Source organism: Novosphingobium gossypii (genome assembly GCF_050433305.1).
GTDB lineage: Bacteria > Pseudomonadota > Alphaproteobacteria > Sphingomonadales > Sphingomonadaceae > Novosphingobium > Novosphingobium gossypii.
Genome location: NZ_JBNPXM010000001.1, coordinates 575,173 through 589,207 on the forward strand (window position 1 = coordinate 575,173; position 14,035 = coordinate 589,207).

The 14,035-nt window shown below is 66.8% G+C and carries 16 protein-coding genes; 7 read left to right on the forward strand and 9 right to left on the reverse strand.

Annotation, left to right across the window (positions count from 1 at the left end; genetic code table 11):
* Positions 1–7: 7 nt before the first annotated feature.
* The 3 genes from GGR40_RS03040 to GGR40_RS03050 all read right to left on the reverse strand — a co-directional run bounded on the left by GGR40_RS03040 (position 8) and on the right by GGR40_RS03050 (position 4,717).
* Positions 8–1,306 carry a serine hydrolase gene (locus GGR40_RS03040; protein ID WP_429274712.1) on the reverse strand — a complete coding sequence of 433 codons (1,299 nt, stop codon included), beginning with the start codon at positions 1,304–1,306 and terminating at the stop codon, positions 8–10.
* An 88-nt stretch (positions 1,307–1,394) separates the two neighbouring features.
* On the reverse strand, positions 1,395–3,404 hold the full coding sequence (gene parE, locus GGR40_RS03045) for a DNA topoisomerase IV subunit B (protein ID WP_429274713.1): 2,010 nt from the start codon (positions 3,402–3,404) through the stop codon (positions 1,395–1,397).
* Between the two features lie 104 nt (positions 3,405–3,508).
* On the reverse strand, positions 3,509–4,717 hold the full coding sequence (locus GGR40_RS03050; protein WP_429274714.1) for a penicillin-binding protein activator: 1,209 nt from the start codon (positions 4,715–4,717) through the stop codon (positions 3,509–3,511).
* Positions 4,718–4,758: 41 nt separating this feature from the next.
* On the opposite strand from GGR40_RS03050, the gene rsmI reads away from it, so the two are divergent.
* Together rsmI and GGR40_RS03060 are read left to right on the forward strand one after the other, a co-directional pair.
* Positions 4,759–5,586 carry a 16S rRNA (cytidine(1402)-2'-O)-methyltransferase gene (rsmI, locus tag GGR40_RS03055; protein ID WP_429274715.1) on the forward strand — a complete coding sequence of 276 codons (828 nt, stop codon included), beginning with the start codon at positions 4,759–4,761 and terminating at the stop codon, positions 5,584–5,586.
* Between the two features lie 12 nt (positions 5,587–5,598).
* Positions 5,599–5,964 (forward strand): YraN family protein, encoded by a 366-nt coding sequence (locus GGR40_RS03060; RefSeq protein WP_429274716.1) that lies wholly within the window; start codon positions 5,599–5,601, stop codon positions 5,962–5,964.
* Positions 5,965–5,976: 12 nt separating this feature from the next.
* Here GGR40_RS03060 and GGR40_RS03065 read toward each other — a convergent pair whose 3' ends face one another.
* Positions 5,977–6,159 carry a hypothetical protein gene (locus GGR40_RS03065; protein WP_429274717.1) on the reverse strand — a complete coding sequence of 61 codons (183 nt, stop codon included), beginning with the start codon at positions 6,157–6,159 and terminating at the stop codon, positions 5,977–5,979.
* A gap of 119 nt (positions 6,160–6,278) precedes the next feature.
* Here GGR40_RS03065 and gshB point away from each other — a divergent pair, with 119 nt between their 5' ends.
* The gene (gshB, locus tag GGR40_RS03070; protein ID WP_429274718.1) at positions 6,279–7,250 is read left to right on the forward strand and encodes a glutathione synthase; all 972 of its coding nucleotides are present in this window, start codon (positions 6,279–6,281) and stop codon (positions 7,248–7,250) included.
* A 35-nt stretch (positions 7,251–7,285) separates the two neighbouring features.
* Complete coding sequence (locus GGR40_RS03075) at positions 7,286–7,888, forward strand: DedA family protein (protein ID WP_429274719.1); 603 nt, start codon at positions 7,286–7,288, stop codon at positions 7,886–7,888.
* A gap of 13 nt (positions 7,889–7,901) precedes the next feature.
* On the opposite strand, the gene GGR40_RS03080 is transcribed toward GGR40_RS03075, so the two are convergent.
* Genes GGR40_RS03080 through rph form a run of 4 tightly spaced genes read right to left on the reverse strand, consistent with a single transcriptional unit; the run spans position 7,902 to position 11,352 of the window.
* Complete coding sequence (locus tag GGR40_RS03080) at positions 7,902–8,813, reverse strand: tyrosine recombinase XerC (protein ID WP_429274720.1); 912 nt, start codon at positions 8,811–8,813, stop codon at positions 7,902–7,904.
* A 2-nt stretch (positions 8,814–8,815) separates the two neighbouring features.
* Positions 8,816–9,967 (reverse strand): radical SAM family heme chaperone HemW, encoded by a 1,152-nt coding sequence (hemW, locus tag GGR40_RS03085; protein ID WP_429274721.1) that lies wholly within the window; start codon positions 9,965–9,967, stop codon positions 8,816–8,818.
* Between the two features lie 12 nt (positions 9,968–9,979).
* A complete protein-coding gene (gene rdgB / locus GGR40_RS03090; RefSeq protein ID WP_429274722.1) occupies positions 9,980–10,636 on the reverse strand; it encodes an RdgB/HAM1 family non-canonical purine NTP pyrophosphatase in 657 nt (218 codons plus the stop codon).
* Positions 10,636–11,352, reverse strand: a complete 717-nt coding sequence (gene rph / locus GGR40_RS03095) for a ribonuclease PH (protein ID WP_429274723.1) — start codon at positions 11,350–11,352, stop codon at positions 10,636–10,638. The genes rdgB and rph overlap by 1 nt, the downstream gene beginning before the upstream one ends.
* Positions 11,353–11,452: 100 nt before the next feature.
* On the opposite strand from rph, the gene hrcA reads away from it, so the two are divergent.
* From hrcA to GGR40_RS03110, 3 genes are all read left to right on the forward strand, one after another.
* Positions 11,453–12,496: a heat-inducible transcriptional repressor HrcA gene (gene hrcA / locus GGR40_RS03100; RefSeq protein WP_429274724.1), complete on the forward strand. Its 1,044-nt coding sequence runs from the start codon at positions 11,453–11,455 to the stop codon at positions 12,494–12,496.
* A gap of 17 nt (positions 12,497–12,513) precedes the next feature.
* Positions 12,514–13,080 (forward strand): nucleotide exchange factor GrpE, encoded by a 567-nt coding sequence (gene grpE / locus GGR40_RS03105; protein WP_429274725.1) that lies wholly within the window; start codon positions 12,514–12,516, stop codon positions 13,078–13,080.
* Between the two features lie 137 nt (positions 13,081–13,217).
* Positions 13,218–13,484, forward strand: coding sequence for a YgdI/YgdR family lipoprotein (locus GGR40_RS03110; RefSeq protein ID WP_429274726.1), 267 nt, complete (start codon positions 13,218–13,220; stop codon positions 13,482–13,484).
* Positions 13,485–13,558: 74 nt separating this feature from the next.
* On the opposite strand, the gene GGR40_RS03115 is transcribed toward GGR40_RS03110, so the two are convergent.
* Positions 13,559–13,987: a vgr related protein gene (locus GGR40_RS03115; RefSeq protein WP_429274727.1), complete on the reverse strand. Its 429-nt coding sequence runs from the start codon at positions 13,985–13,987 to the stop codon at positions 13,559–13,561.
* Positions 13,988–14,035 lie beyond the last annotated feature (48 nt).

Here is a 14,035-nt window from a genome sequence, read left to right on the forward strand (position 1 = left end):
AAAACAGTCATCGGCGCGCCAGTTTGGCAAGCCGCAGCATGAGCATTTCGAAGCGGGATGCGTCCACCGGCGCCCCGGCATCGTTCCAGCTGCCGGTGACGACGGACCATGCGCCGTCCTTGTCCTGAAGAAGCCAGGTCATGCTGATGACGCCGTCTTCCGACCCTCCCTTGTAGCCCACGCGCCGCCAGCCACGGGCCGTGGACGCGTCCATGGCCGGGTTGATCGCCAGGATGGCGAACGCTTCGGCGCTGTCGAGGCGGCGCAGGTCGTCCATCACGCCGGCAAGATCGGCGGGAGAGGCGAACCACTCCACCGTATCGATCGCGACCGGGCCGTGGCCGAACACCTCACCCGGATCGGCGGAGGAGATGGCCGACAGGTCGAGCGCGGCCAGCATCCCCTCGCGCTCTGCAGGAGTTGCGGCGGCGTAGGCAGCAGCGGTTTGTGCCCCGGACCGCTTGAGCGCGAACAGTTGGGCCGTCGTCATCATCGGTGCGAGAGCCTCAGGTCTGGCGTGACCGGCCAGCTCTACCTCACGGGCCAGGTCTTCCTGCCCCACCAGTCGCACGAGGATGTCGGTGGCGGTGTTGTCGCTGATCGCAATCATCAGGCTGGCCAGCGTGTGCACCGTCACCGGGGCGCCATCGGGCAGGGTATGGATGGTGCCGCCGGGGAAGGACTTGCCAGACACCGGCACCACGTCGTTCCAGTGCCGCTTGCCGTCCTTCACCTGCCGGGCAAGCGCGGCCAGTACGTAGAGCTTGAATGTGGAGCCCACCGCAAAGGGTTTATCGGCTGCGCGACCTCTAATCAGGCGAGGACGGCCTTGCGCCAAGCGATAGATAGCGAACCCGGCCTTGCCGGGCAGCGTGGCGAATTCACCGTCCAGCTTGTCAAGGCTATCCCCATCCGGCGTGAACCCGAAGATCCGCAGGCCCGAAACAAGGCCGGGGGCGGCGGGATTGAGTTCGATCCGCGCGGGCGCGGTGCCTTTGGCAAACGTCAGCGTGAAAGTGGCGGAGCCCTGCTGTTCACGCCTGAAGTCGGCAATGCCGGTGATCGGGCCGCCCTGCGCCACCAGCTGGTTCGCCAGCGCGCGCAGTTCGTCGGGAGGGACTGCGGCAAGGAAGCGAGTGTCGAAGGTCCGCGCCGGATCGCCTTTGCCTTGCATGACCGCCACGACTTCGCCCATGCGAGCGCGCAGCAACGCTTCGCCGCCAGTCTGCGCCATTGCCGTTCCTGTAACGCTGATGCCCAGCAACAGCACCAGGGCAAGTTTCAGAACATGCCGCCATCCATCCATCGCCCCGCTCCTCCCCGTGCATTTGCGCCCAGAAGCTGACTGCGATGGCGCGCCGGGTCAACGCCCGATCAGGCCGATCCGGTCCGGATCAGGCGTCGATCAGTTCGCGATCCACCTCACCTGCTCGGTTCTGGATGAACTGGAAGCGGTGTTCGGGGTTACGGCCCATCAGGCGATCGACCAGATCCTTGACCTGAAAGCGGCCCTCGTTTTCCTGCGGCAGGGTGATGCGGATCAGCGAGCGCGTTTCCGGGCTCATCGTGGTTTCGCGCAGTTGCTGCGGGTTCATCTCGCCAAGACCCTTGAAGCGGCCGACTTCGACCTTCTTGCCCTTGAACTTCGTCGCTTCCAGCTCGGCACGGTGGGCGTCATCACGCGCATAAGCGGAAGTCGCGCCCGATGTCAGGCGGTAGAGCGGCGGCTGGGCGAGATAGAGGTGGCCGCGCCGCACGATGTCCGGCATTTCCTGGAAGAAGAAGGTCATCAGCAGCGTGGCGATATGGGCCCCGTCGACGTCGGCGTCGGTCATGATGACGATGCGATCATAGCGCAGGTTGTCGGCGTTGCAGTCCTTGCGCGTGCCGCAACCGAGCGCAAGGCCGAGGTCTGCGATTTCCTGGTTGGCGCGGATCTTGTCCGCCGTGGCGCTGGCGACGTTGAGGATCTTGCCGCGGATGGGCAGGATCGCCTGCGTCTTTCGATCGCGTGCCTGCTTGGCGGAACCGCCTGCCGAATCGCCCTCGACGATGAACAGTTCGGTTTCGCCATGCCCTTCGCCCGAGCAGTCCGTCAGCTTGCCGGGCAGGCGCAGCTTGCGCGCATTGGTGGCGGTCTTGCGCTTCACCTCGCGCTCCGCCTTGCGGCGCAGGCGGTCGTCCATGCGCTCCATCACCGCACCCAGAAGCGCCTTGCCGCGATCGAGGTTGTCGGTCAGGAAGTGATCGAAATGATCGCGCACCGCCGCCTCGACCATCCGCGCCGCTTCCGGCGATGTCAGGCGGTCCTTGGTCTGGCTCTGGAACTGGGGATCGCGAATGAAGACCGACAACATCACTTCGCTGCCGGTGATGACGTCATCGGGCGTGATGTCCTTGGCCTTCTTCGCCTGGCCTACCAGTTCGGCAAAGGCGCGGATGCCCTTGGTCAGCGCGCCGCGCAGGCCCTGTTCATGAGTGCCGCCGTCCGGCGTCGGGATGGTGTTGCAGTACCAGGAATAGCTGCCGTCCGAATAGAGCGGCCAGGCGATCGCCCATTCGACCCGGCCCTGTTCGGAGCCGTCCTCGCCCTTGGGGAAATCCTGCCTGCCTGAGAAGAACTGTGTCGTCACGCATTCGCGGGTGCCGATCTGTTCGGCCAGATGGTCGGCCAGGCCGCCCGGAAACTGGAAGGTCGCCTCTGCGGGCACGCCGTCCACCGCCAACGAGGGCGCGCATTTCCAGCGGATTTCAACGCCCGCGAACAGATAGGCCTTGGAACGTACCAGCTTGAACAGGCGGGCGGCCTTGAACTTCTGGTCGCCGAAGATTTCGGTGTCGGGCGTGAAGGTGACGGCGGTGCCGCGCCGGTTGGGCGCCGCGCCCACGCGCTGGATCGGCCCCAGCGTGACGCCGCGCGAAAACTCCTGCGCGTAGAGTTCCTTGTTGCGCGCCACTTCGACGCGGGTCTTCACCGACAGCGCGTTGACCACCGAGATGCCGACGCCGTGCAGGCCGCCCGAGGTGGCATAGGCCTTGCCCGAGAACTTGCCGCCCGAGTGCAGGGTGGAGAGGATTACCTCAAGCGCGGACTTGCCCGGATACTTGGGATGCTCGTCCACCGGGATGCCGCGCCCGTTGTCGGTGATGGTGATGCGCCCGGCGGTGCCGGGTTCCTCCTCCAGAGTCACCTCGATCCGGTTGGCGTGGCCGGCGACGGCTTCGTCCATCGCATTGTCGAGGACTTCGGCGGCAAGGTGGTGCAGCGCGCGTTCGTCCGTCCCGCCGATATACATGCCCGGACGGCGGCGGACGGGTTCCAGCCCCTCCAGCACTTCGATCGCGGAACCGTCGTAAGCCTCGCCGGTGGCGGCAGGCAGCTTGTCGAAGAGGTCGTCGGACATGGCCCGAGTATAGGCCGCGCAGAATCGCGGCGGCAAGCGTTTGTTCGCGTTTTATCCGCAGCCGTCATCCCGGATCGGGTCCGGGATGGGCTGGCGGGCGGGCGTCACTCGCCGAACTTGATGGGGGCCGGGCTGACCACCTTGACGGTGCCGGTCTGGACTTCGCGCACTTCGAGCGCGCGTTCGATCAGGCCGCCGCGGGTGAAGCGGAACGCGCCGTCCACGCCCAGGAAGCCGCCCGGGAACGCCTTGGTGTCGCGCAGGGTCTCGGCGGGGAAGCGGGCCCCTGGCTTCCAGTCCCGCGCGACGCGCAGGGTGAGCAGCACGGCGTCATAACCCAGCGTGGAAATGCGGAAGGGCTGCGTTCCGAAGCGGGCGCGGTAGCTCTTGGAGAACTGGCCGAAGCGCTGGTCCGAAACCGTGGAGTACCACGCACCCGAAAGCGCGGCGGTGGCGTTGACGTCGCGCTCGCCGCTCCACAGTTCGGTGCCCAGCAGGCGCACGGTGGGTGTAGTGCCGCCCGTTACCTTGGCGGCGCCCTTGAAGGCGGTGGCGGCGCGGACCGAAAGGCTGCCGCTGTCGGCGATCAGCAGGGCGTCGAACCCGCCCTTCGCCTTAACCCGCTGCGCCGCCGAAGCGATGGAGGCGGCGCTGCGCTCGTAAGGCTCAAGCGCCACGACCGCGCCGTTGCTGGCGCGCACGGCGGCAAGCAGGGCGGCGCTGGTGCGGTCGCCATAGTCTCCACGCGGGACGAGAGCGGCGAAAGTGGTGATGCCCTGGCTGCGGGCATACTGAACCGTGCGCGTCACCGACTGGCCGGGGAGGTTGCCCATGATGAAGACGTCGCGGTTGGCGGCCTGTTCGTCGTTGGAGAACGAGATGACCGGGATCTTCGCGGCCTTGGCGATGGCGGAGACGGCAGGGATGTCGTCCGACAGCAGCGGGCCCAGGATCAGCATGTTGCCGTCGGCGATAGCCTTGCGGGCGGCTTCCGCCGGATTGTTCGTGGTGTCGTAAGTCGTGACGCGCAGGTTCTTGGCGCCGGTATCGAGCAGCGCCATGTTGGCGGCATTGGCGATTGCCTGCCCGACTCCCGAATTGGTGCCGCTGATCGGCACCAGCAGCGCAACGCGGTGACGTTCGGTGTCGACGGGAATGTCGCTCTGGTTCGTGGGCGGCGGCGGTGGGGGCGGTGCGACCGGGCCGGACTGCGGCGCCTTGGGCACCACGGCGCATCCGGCGACCAGCGCCATCGCGGCGGCGGCCAGAAGATTTCGGCGATTGAGGTTCCCCGTCCCTTTGACGTCGAACATGGCTTGCCGCTCCCTCGGTATCTGGGCCATGAGTCTGGCCGATGGAAAACACTCTTTCGCCGGGCCTTTACATAGTCGCAACCCCCATTGGCAACCTGGGGGACATAACCCTGCGCGCGGTCGAGACCCTGCGCGGCGTCTCGGTAGTCGCTTGCGAGGACACCCGCGTGACGGGCAAGCTGCTGCATCACCTGGGGCTGAAGAAGAAGCTGTTGCGCTATGACGACCATGCCGGGGAGGGCGACCGCGAACGCCTGCTGGCGCTGATGCAGGTGGAGCCGGTGGCACTGGTCAGCGATGCGGGAACGCCGCTGATCTCTGACCCCGGCTATCGCCTCGTCCGCACGGCAAGGGAGCGCGAAATCCCCGTAACCAGCTTGCCGGGGCCGAATGCGGCGGTGGTGGCGATGACGCTTTCGGGGTTGCCGAACGACCGCTTCCTGTTCGCCGGGTTCCTGCCTAACAAGGCCAAGGCGCGCGAGGATGTGCTGACCGATCTGGCGCGCGTGCCCGCCACGCTGGTCTTCTACGAAACCGCGCCGCGCCTCGATGCTTCGCTGGCCGCGATCGCCTCTGTCTTGCCGGGGCGTGAGGTTGCGGTTGCGCGCGAATTGACCAAGAAATTCGAGGAATGCCGCAGCGGTTCTCCACAGGAAGTCGCCGAATACTACGCCGCGCACCCGCCCAAGGGGGAGATCGTGCTGCTCATCGCCCCACCGGGAGAGGAGCCGCTGGGCGAAGTGGATGTGGATGCCCTGCTGCGCGATGCGCTGGCAGGCGCGAAGGCGTCGCAGGCGGCTGCAGCCGTGGCGAAGGCGACCGGGCTTGATCGCAAGACGCTCTATGCCCGCGCGCTCGAACTGAAGTGATGGGGAACTGAAGTGACGGAGAAGCGCCGCCGGGCGGAGCGTGATGGCCGGCGCGGGGAGTGGATCGCGAGCCTCTACCTGTGGCTCACCGGCTGGCGCGTGGTGGGCCGCCGGGTGAAGACCCGCAAGGGCGAGATCGACCTGGTCGCGAGGCGAGGCCGGACGGTCTGTTTCGTCGAGGTGAAGTGGCGCGCTAGGGCGCAGGATCTGGATACCGCAATCGACGCCCGCCGTCTGCGCCGCGTGGCAGATGCTGCGGCGCTGGTGGCAGGCCGCTATGCCGGGCCGGGCGACGACCAGCGCATCGACGTGATCCTTGTCACGCCGCGCCGCATGCCGCGCCGGATCGTCAATGCATGGCAACCCGGCGCGTTCTGACTGGGCTGGCGCTCAGTGCGGCTTGGGATGATCTGTCGGATGCGGGCTGGGATGGTCGGTCGGATGCGGCGTCGGGTGTTCGGTGGGATGGGGAGTCGGCGTCGGATGAGGTTCCGGGTTCGCCAGGCTGATCGCGGGAGCGGCAAGGATGCCGCCGGCACAGGCGAGGGTGAGGATCGTGCGTTTGGTGATCATGGAAAAATTCTCTCCGTGATTGCAGTTGGGGTTCGCATTCCCCGCCCCAATCTATATGCGCGAAACACCCCCGGCTTCTTAACGAGACAGCCCGGACGCCCCCTTAGGAGCGCGACTACATGACTTTGCGTATTGCCGTTCAGATGGACCCGCTGGAATCGATCAAAATCGGGGGCGATTCAAGCTTCGCCCTTATGCTGGCGGCGCAGGCGCGGGGGCACACGCTGTTCCACTACGACGTGAAGACGCTGGCCTACGACACCGCGTTCGGCGCCGGTGGCCGCCTGACCTGCTGGGGCGCGCCGGTCACCGTCCAGCGCGTCGAAGGGGCGCATTTCACGCGGGGCGAATACCGGTTGATCGACCTTGTCGAGGACATCGACGTGGTGCTGATGCGGCAGGATCCGCCATTCGATCTCGGCTACATCACTGCCACGCACCTGCTGGAGCGGCTCGAAGGGCGCACCCTTGTGGTCAACGATCCCGCTTCGGTTCGCAATGCGCCCGAAAAGGTTTTCGTGCTCGATTACGCGCGCTTCATGCCGCCCACGTTCATCGCCCGGCGGATCGAGGACGTGAAGGCCTTCAACCAGCGTCACCCCGGCGATCTGGTGATCAAGCCGCTGCACGGCAATGGCGGCAAGGCCGTGTTCCGCGTGCCGGCGGACGGATCGAACCTTGGCGCACTGATCGAGATGTTCGAGAACGCCTGGGTCGAACCGTTCATGGTTCAGCCCTTCCTTCCCGACGTGGCATCGGGAGACAAGCGCATTGTCCTTGTCGATGGTGAATTTGCAGGCGCGATCAACCGCAAGCCGGGCGAGGGCGAATTCCGCTCCAACCTTGCCGTGGGCGGTTCCGCAGAGGCCAGCGAACTCACTTCGGCGGAAGAGGAAATCTGTGCGGCGCTTGGCCCGGAACTGAAGGCGCGGGGACTGGTTTTTGTCGGCATCGACGTGATTGGCGGAAAATGGCTGACGGAAATCAACGTGACCTCGCCCACCGGCATCGTGGCGATCGACCGCTTCAACGGGACGGACACCGGCGCGCGCATCTGGGACGCGATAGAGCGCCGTTTCGCCGCGATGTGACAGCCGGGGCCCTGGCCTGCGAAGGATCGGCCTGAATGTCCGAGTGGATATACGAAATCGTCCGGCAGGGCGGCTACTTCGGCATCATGTTGCTGATGGCGCTGGAGAATATCATCCCACCGATCCCCTCCGAAGTCATCATGGGGCTGGGCGGGATCGCGGTCGCCCGCGGCGACATGCAGTTCTGGCCTTTGCTTTTCTGGGGAACTCTGGGCGCGGCACTGGGTAACTACGTGCTGTTCCTGATTGCGGACCGGCTGGGCTACGAACGGCTGCGGCCTTTCATCGATCGCTGGGGCCGATGGCTGACGCTGGAATGGCACGACGTCGAGGTGGGCGGGCGTTTCCTGCGGCGGCACGGTCATTGGGTGGTTTTCGTATTCCGGTTCATGCCGATGTTCCGCACCGTGATCTCGATACCGGCAGGGCTGGCTCACATGGGGCATTTCCGGTTTCTGGCATTCACCTTTGTCGGCGCGGCGATCTGGAACGTGGTGTTGATCCTGGGGGGGCGCTGGCTGGGCCATAGACTCGCGGAAGCGGAGCAGTGGCTGGGCTGGGCCACGGTGGCGATCGGCGTGGTGACGATCGGCTTCTACATTTGGCGCGTGGTGAACTGGAAGCCGCGCGAGGAATAGCGGTCTTCGCGGATCAGCCCCGTTCGCGCGGGTGGGCGTTGCGATAGACGTCCAGCAGCGTGGCAGCATCGACGCGGGTATAGATCTGCGTCGAACTCAGCGAAGCATGGCCCAGCAGTTCCTGCAGCGACCGCAAATCGGCGCCTGCCTCCAGCAGATGCGTGGCAAAGCTGTGGCGAAGTGCATGGGGCGTGGCGCTGGCGGGAAGACCCAGGACAACGCGGGCGCGCGCGACCGCCCTTTGCACCATGCCCTGACCCAGCGGCCCGCCCCGCGCACCGCGAAACAGCGCATGATCCCGCTCTACCGGCCATGGCGATTTTGCCACGTAGTCGGCAATTCCATCGCGCACGATGGGGAGCAGGGGCACGACGCGCTGCTTGCCGCCTTTCCCGGTGACCGTCAGCGTTTCTCCCAGCGGCAGCGCTGCGCCCGTGATCGACAGCGCCTCGGCGATGCGCAGCCCGGCACCGTAAAGCAGCAGCAGCACCGCCCGGTCCCGCGCGCCGATCCATGGCTGGGCGGCATCCTCCTCGACACCGGCGGCAAGGTTCACGGCTTCGTCCGGGGTGACGGGGCGGGGCAGGCCCTTCTTGATGCGCGGCCCTTTCAGGCGCGGCGCGGTCGCCAGCTGGATGCCCGCCTTTTCGCGCGCGAAGATCAGGAACGCCTTCAGCGCCGACAATTCGCGCGCGGCGGAGACATTGCCGATCCCCTCCTGCCGCCGCGCAGCAAGGTGATCGCGCAAGGCCGCAGCATCGAGGGTTGCCAGCGAAGCCCAGTCGCTTCCCTCGCCCCGGCCTTCGAGGCGATCGAGCAGCCGCGCCGCCGTTGCCACATAGGCGCGCACGGTGTGCGGACTGCGCCGCCGCCCTTGCGCCAGATGTGCGCCCCACGCCTCCAGCAGATCGGCGCGCGCGCCCATCCTCAGCCCTCGACCAGCTGCGCCGGCACCAGTTCGCTCAGCAGGGCGTCGAGCAGCACCATGCCTTCGGGCGTCACGCCGATGCGGGCGCCTTCGCGCCAGACCAGCCTCTGGCTTTCGTAGAACCGCGCCTTGGCCGGATCGCAGAGTTGATCTTCGGCGATGCCGAAGCGCACCGCCATGGCGGCCAGATCCACCCCTTCGCGCAGGCGCAGGCCCATCAGCATGGCCTCGCTCGCCTGTTCGGGGATGCCCAGCGGGCGTTCCTCGGCAATGCCGTGGCCGCTGCGGGACAGGCTCGCCAGCCAGTTCTCGGGCTTGCGGTGACGCACCGTGGCCAGTCCGCCGCGCCGTCCGTGCGCGCCGGGGCCGATGCCGCAGTAATCCTGATAGCGCCAGTAGGTCAGGTTGTGGCGGCTTTCCTCGCCGGGGCGGGCGTGGTTGCTGATCTCGTAGGCGGGAAGACCGGCGGCGGTGGTGGTTTCGCGCGTGAGAGCGAACATGTCGGCGCAGGCGTCCTCGTCCAGCGGGTCGAAATCGCCCTTGCGCACCATCGTCTCGAAGCGGGTGCCCGGCTCGATCGTCAGTTGATAGAGCGAGAGGTGGCCGGTGCCATAGGCCAGCGCGCGGTCCAGTTCGGCGCGCCACCCCTCCACCGTCTGGCCGGGGCGGGCGTAGATGAGGTCGAAGCTGACGCGCCGGAAATGCCGCTGCGCCACTTCCAGCGCCTTCAACCCTTCAGAGGCATCGTGCAGACGGCCAAGGAACCGCAGCGTCGCGTCGTCAAGTGCCTGCAGGCCCAGCGAGACGCGGTTCACCCCGACATCGGCCAGCGCGGCATAGTTGGCGGCCTCGACTGAAGAGGGATTGCCCTCCAGCGTGATCTCGATGCCCGGCGCGAAGCCCCACAGGGCTTCCGCTTCCTGCAGCAGGCGCGCCACCAGCGCGGGCGGCATCAGCGACGGGGTGCCGCCGCCGAAGAAGATCGAATCGAGCGGCTCCCCACCGGCCAGTTCGTGTTCGTGCCGCATGTCCGCCAGCAGCGCGTCCTGCCAGCGGGCATGATCCACCCGTTCGCGGACATGGCTGTTGAAGTCGCAGTAAGGGCACTTGGCCAGGCAGAACGGCCAGTGAATGTAGAGCGCGCGGGCCATGGGCCTATCGTATCACGCCCCGGTCTGACCGGCGAACTGGTCTGCGACCAGCTTTGAGAACGCATCGGCGCGGTGGCTGATGCGCTGCTTTTCCTCAAGCGCCAGTTCGGAGAACGACTTGTCGAAGCCGTTCGGCACGAAGGCCGGATCATAGCCGAAGCCCATCGTCCCGCGCGGCGGCCAGGTGAAGGTGCCGTCCACGCGGCCTTCGTAGACCGCTTCCGTGCCGTCCGGCCATGCGATCGCCAGAACGCTGGTGAACCAGCACGAGCGATCGACGCCCGGGCCCTGCTGGCTGAGCAGGCCTTCGACCTTGCCCATCGCCATGTACCAGTCGCGGCCCTTGTAGTCCTTGCCCGGCTCGCCTTCGAACCACTGCCGCTCGGCCCAGTCAGCGGTATAGACGCCGGGCCTGCCGCCCAGCGCCGTCACCGACAGGCCGCTGTCATCCGCCAGTGCAGGGAGGCCGGCAGCGGTCGCGGCGGCGTGGGCCTTGAGCAATGCATTCTCGACGAACGTGGTGCCGGTTTCATCCGGCTCAGGCAGGCCGAGGTCGCCCGCCGAGACGCAGTCCACCCCGAACGGGGCGAGCAGCGCGGAAATCTCGCGCAGCTTGCCCGCGTTGTGCGTGGCGATGACCAGCTTCGATCCGTCGAGCTTGCGGGTCATCAGCGGCCAACCGCCTTGGCCTGCGCCGCGAAGATGCCTTCGCAGCCGATGCGGGCCAGACGCAGGAGGCGCAGCAGGCCTTCCTCGTCGTAAGTCGCGCCTTCGGCGGTGGCCTGCGCCTCTGCGATCAGGCCGCCTTCGATCAGCACGAAGTTGGCATCGGCATCGGCGCCGCTGTCCTCGATGTAGTCGAGGTCGAGCACCGGCGTGCCCTGGTGGATGCCGCAGGAGATCGCGGCGACGCGCGCGGTGATCGGGTCTTCCTTGATCTTGCCTTCGGCCATCAGCTTGTCCACGGCAAGGCGCAGTGCCACCCATGCGCCCGAGATCGACGCGGTGCGGGTGCCGCCGTCGGCCTGCAGCACGTCGCAGTCGAGCACGATCTGGCGTTCGCCCAGCTTCTTCATGTCGACGACGGCGCGCAGGGAGCGGCCGATGAGGCGCTGGATTTCCTGCGTGCGGCCGGACTGCTTGCCCTTGGCCGCTTCACGGCTGCCACGGGTGTGCGTGGCGCGGGGCAGCATCGAGTATTCCGCCGTCACCCAGCCTTCGCCCTTGCCGCGCAGGAACGGCGGCACCTTTTCCTCGACCGAGGCGGTGACGAGCACGCGGGTGTCGCCGAACGAGATCAGGACAGAGCCTTCGGCATGCTTGGTGAAGCCGGTCTGGATGTCGATGGCACGCATTTCGTCAGGGGCACGGCCGGAAGGGCGCATTCAGGGAATCCTTGTCGTGAACTGGCTTGTGAAAATACCCGCCCGCCCTAGGCGCATTAGGCTTGAGGGTTCAAGGGCAATGGCTAAATTGACATACGATATGCCCACTCCGCCCATTACCGAATTGACCACGCGTGCGCGCGACATCTTCCGACTGGTGGTTGAGGGGTACCTTGCCACCGGAACGCCCGTAGGGTCGAAGGCGCTGGCTGGGGCGGGCGGGGTCAACCTGTCATCGGCGTCGATCCGTTCGGTGCTGGCGGATCTGGAAGGGCTGGGCCTGCTTGCCGCGCCGCATACCAGTGCCGGGCGACTGCCCACCGAAGCGGGCCTGCGCCTGTTCGTGGACGGCATCATGCAGGTGGCGGAACCCACCGTGGAGGAACGGCAGGCGATCGAGCGCCGCATTGCCGCGCCCGGCCCGATCGAGGCCGCGCTTGAGGCAACCAGTGCGCTGCTGTCCAACCTGTCTTCGGGTGCGGGCGTGGTGATGGTGCCCCGGCGAGAGCCGCGTCTGATGCACCTGCAACTGGTGCCGCTGGGGCCGGGCCGGGCACTGGCGGTGCTGGTGGGGGAGGACGGCGCGATAGAGAACCGCGTGCTGGAACTGCCACTGGGTCTGCCGCCCGGCGCGCTGGAGGAGGCATCGAACTACATCTCCGCGCATCTTGGCGGGCGCACGCTGGCAGAGGCGGCACGGGCGATGCGGGCCGAGATCGTCTCGGGCAAGTCCGCGCTTGATGCCGCCAGCCGCGATCTCGTGGAGCGCGGGATGGCGGTGTGGAGCGAGGATGCGGCCCAGCGTCCCGTCCTGATAGTGCGCGGGCAGGCCAATCTGCTGGACGAAGCCGCGCTGACGGATCTTGAACGTGTGCGCTCTCTGTTGGACGACCTTGAGAACAAGCAGTCCGTGGCGGACCTTCTGGACACTGCGCGCGAGGCGCGGGCGACGCGCATCTTCATCGGATCGGAGAACCGGCTGTTCGCGCTGTCCGGGTCATCCGTGATCGCCAGCCCCTATCGCGATCGCGAGGGCAGGGTGGTCGGCGTGGTGGGGGTAATCGGCCCGACTCGGTTGAATTATGCGCGCGTCGTCCCCATGGTGGACTTCACCGCCCAGAGCCTGGGCAAGCTCATCGGATAGCTGGACAGACAAAGAAAATGACCGACGACAAGACGCAGTCGCCTGCAATTGATCCTGCCGTGGCGGAAGAACTTCAGGGCGTGCCGGAGGACTTCGTGGACACCAAGGGCGAGAACGAGGAAATCGCCGCGCTGCGCGAAAAGCTGGCGACCGCAGAGCAGGACGTGCTCTACGCCCGCGCCGAAACGCAGAACGTGCGCCGCCGCCTGGAAAAGGACATCGCCGACACCCGCGCCTATGCCGCCACTGGCTTTGCGCGTGACATCCTCTCGGTGTCCGACAACCTCGCCCGCGCGCTGACCGCCATCCCAGCCGAACTGCGCGAGGACGAGAAGCTCAAGGGCCTTGTCGCCGGCATCGAAGCCACCGGGCGCGAGATCGACAAGGTGTTCGCCAGCCACGGCATCAGCCGCATCGCCGCCATGGGCCTGCCGCTCGACCCGAACCAGCATCAGGCGATGATCGAAGTGCCCTCCGCCGATGCGGAGCCGGGCACGGTCGTGCAGGAACTGCAGGCCGGCTACATGATCAAGGACCGCCTGCTGCGCCCCGCCATGGTCGCGGTGGCCAAGAAGCCGGACTGAACGAAGTCCTCCTCTGAACAAGCGCGCGGCCTGTCTTCGGATCCCGAAGGCAGGCCGTGTCGTTTTATTGCCCGGGAACCGGCAGGGCCTGCTTCCGTTCACTTGTGCATAGGCTACAGACTTATCGGAGAATATCGATGCGCAAGCTCATCCTTCCCATTCTCGCCGCCGGTGCGCTGAGCATCGGTGGTTGCGCCAGCAACTACGGCGGCGAGGGCGCTCTGGCCGGCGGCGCTCTGGGCGCGGGTGTCGGGGCAGTGGCCGGCGGTGACGTCGGCACCGGTGCGGCGGTCGGCGCGGCAGCCGGCGCGCTGCTCGGCTCGCAGGCCAAGAAGAACGACCGTGACCGCGGCTGTTATCGCTATGATCGCCGTGGCGACCGCTATTGGGATCGCGACTGCTGATCCAGTCACTTCGGTGAATGAAAAAGGGCGCGGACACGGCGGTGTCGGCGCCCTTTGCATATCGTCGGTGCAGATCATGTCCGGAGGGACGATGGGGTGAACGGCAATATGCCGCGATATGCCTCGACCCCCGGCGCCCCGGGGAAGTGCATGCCGTTGCGCAGCAGATACGCATGCCGCACGATTTCGGCCTGCTGTTCCAGCCCGTAGCGGTCGAGCGTCCATCCCGGCCGCAGGGCATAGTCGTAGCGGCAGAACGGATGACGCATCAGCGGCAGGTAATATCGTCCCTTGCGCTGGGCCTGCCAGACATGGGTCATCTCGTGGATAAACAGGCCGCGCAATCCCGGCGATCCTGCCGCGAAATCCTCAAGGTAGAGGCTGCTGCGCGGGTGAAAGTGCAGGTGCCCGCACGGCGCCATCACGGTGTTCACCGGCTGGAACGGAAACCAGCGCCGCCGCCGGACGCGCACCGGTGTGCAGTCGATCGCATCGCCGAACACCGACCGGACGAGGTCAACCTCGCCCGACGTCAGCGCTCTCTCGCCGCC

What these genes read in the sequence shown, in the direction of transcription:
- GGR40_RS03040 (WP_429274712.1), bottom strand. Translation starts at nt 1,306, where the DNA reads ATGGATGGATGGCGGCATGTTCTGAAACTTGCCCTGGTGCTGTTGCTG.
- parE (WP_429274713.1), bottom strand. Translation starts at nt 3,404, where the DNA reads ATGTCCGACGACCTCTTCGACAAGCTGCCTGCCGCCACCGGCGAGGCT.
- GGR40_RS03050 (WP_429274714.1), bottom strand. Translation starts at nt 4,717, where the DNA reads ATGTTCGACGTCAAAGGGACGGGGAACCTCAATCGCCGAAATCTTCTG.
- rsmI (WP_429274715.1), top strand. Translation starts at nt 4,759, where the DNA reads ATGGAAAACACTCTTTCGCCGGGCCTTTACATAGTCGCAACCCCCATT.
- GGR40_RS03065 (WP_429274717.1), bottom strand. Translation starts at nt 6,159, where the DNA reads ATGATCACCAAACGCACGATCCTCACCCTCGCCTGTGCCGGCGGCATC.
- gshB (WP_429274718.1), top strand. Translation starts at nt 6,279, where the DNA reads ATGACTTTGCGTATTGCCGTTCAGATGGACCCGCTGGAATCGATCAAA.
- GGR40_RS03075 (WP_429274719.1), top strand. Translation starts at nt 7,286, where the DNA reads ATGTCCGAGTGGATATACGAAATCGTCCGGCAGGGCGGCTACTTCGGC.
- GGR40_RS03080 (WP_429274720.1), bottom strand. Translation starts at nt 8,813, where the DNA reads ATGGGCGCGCGCGCCGATCTGCTGGAGGCGTGGGGCGCACATCTGGCG.
- hemW (WP_429274721.1), bottom strand. Translation starts at nt 9,967, where the DNA reads ATGGCCCGCGCGCTCTACATTCACTGGCCGTTCTGCCTGGCCAAGTGC.
- rdgB (WP_429274722.1), bottom strand. Translation starts at nt 10,636, where the DNA reads ATGACCCGCAAGCTCGACGGATCGAAGCTGGTCATCGCCACGCACAAC.
- rph (WP_429274723.1), bottom strand. Translation starts at nt 11,352, where the DNA reads ATGCGCCCTTCCGGCCGTGCCCCTGACGAAATGCGTGCCATCGACATC.
- hrcA (WP_429274724.1), top strand. Translation starts at nt 11,453, where the DNA reads ATGCCCACTCCGCCCATTACCGAATTGACCACGCGTGCGCGCGACATC.
- grpE (WP_429274725.1), top strand. Translation starts at nt 12,514, where the DNA reads ATGACCGACGACAAGACGCAGTCGCCTGCAATTGATCCTGCCGTGGCG.
- GGR40_RS03110 (WP_429274726.1), top strand. Translation starts at nt 13,218, where the DNA reads ATGCGCAAGCTCATCCTTCCCATTCTCGCCGCCGGTGCGCTGAGCATC.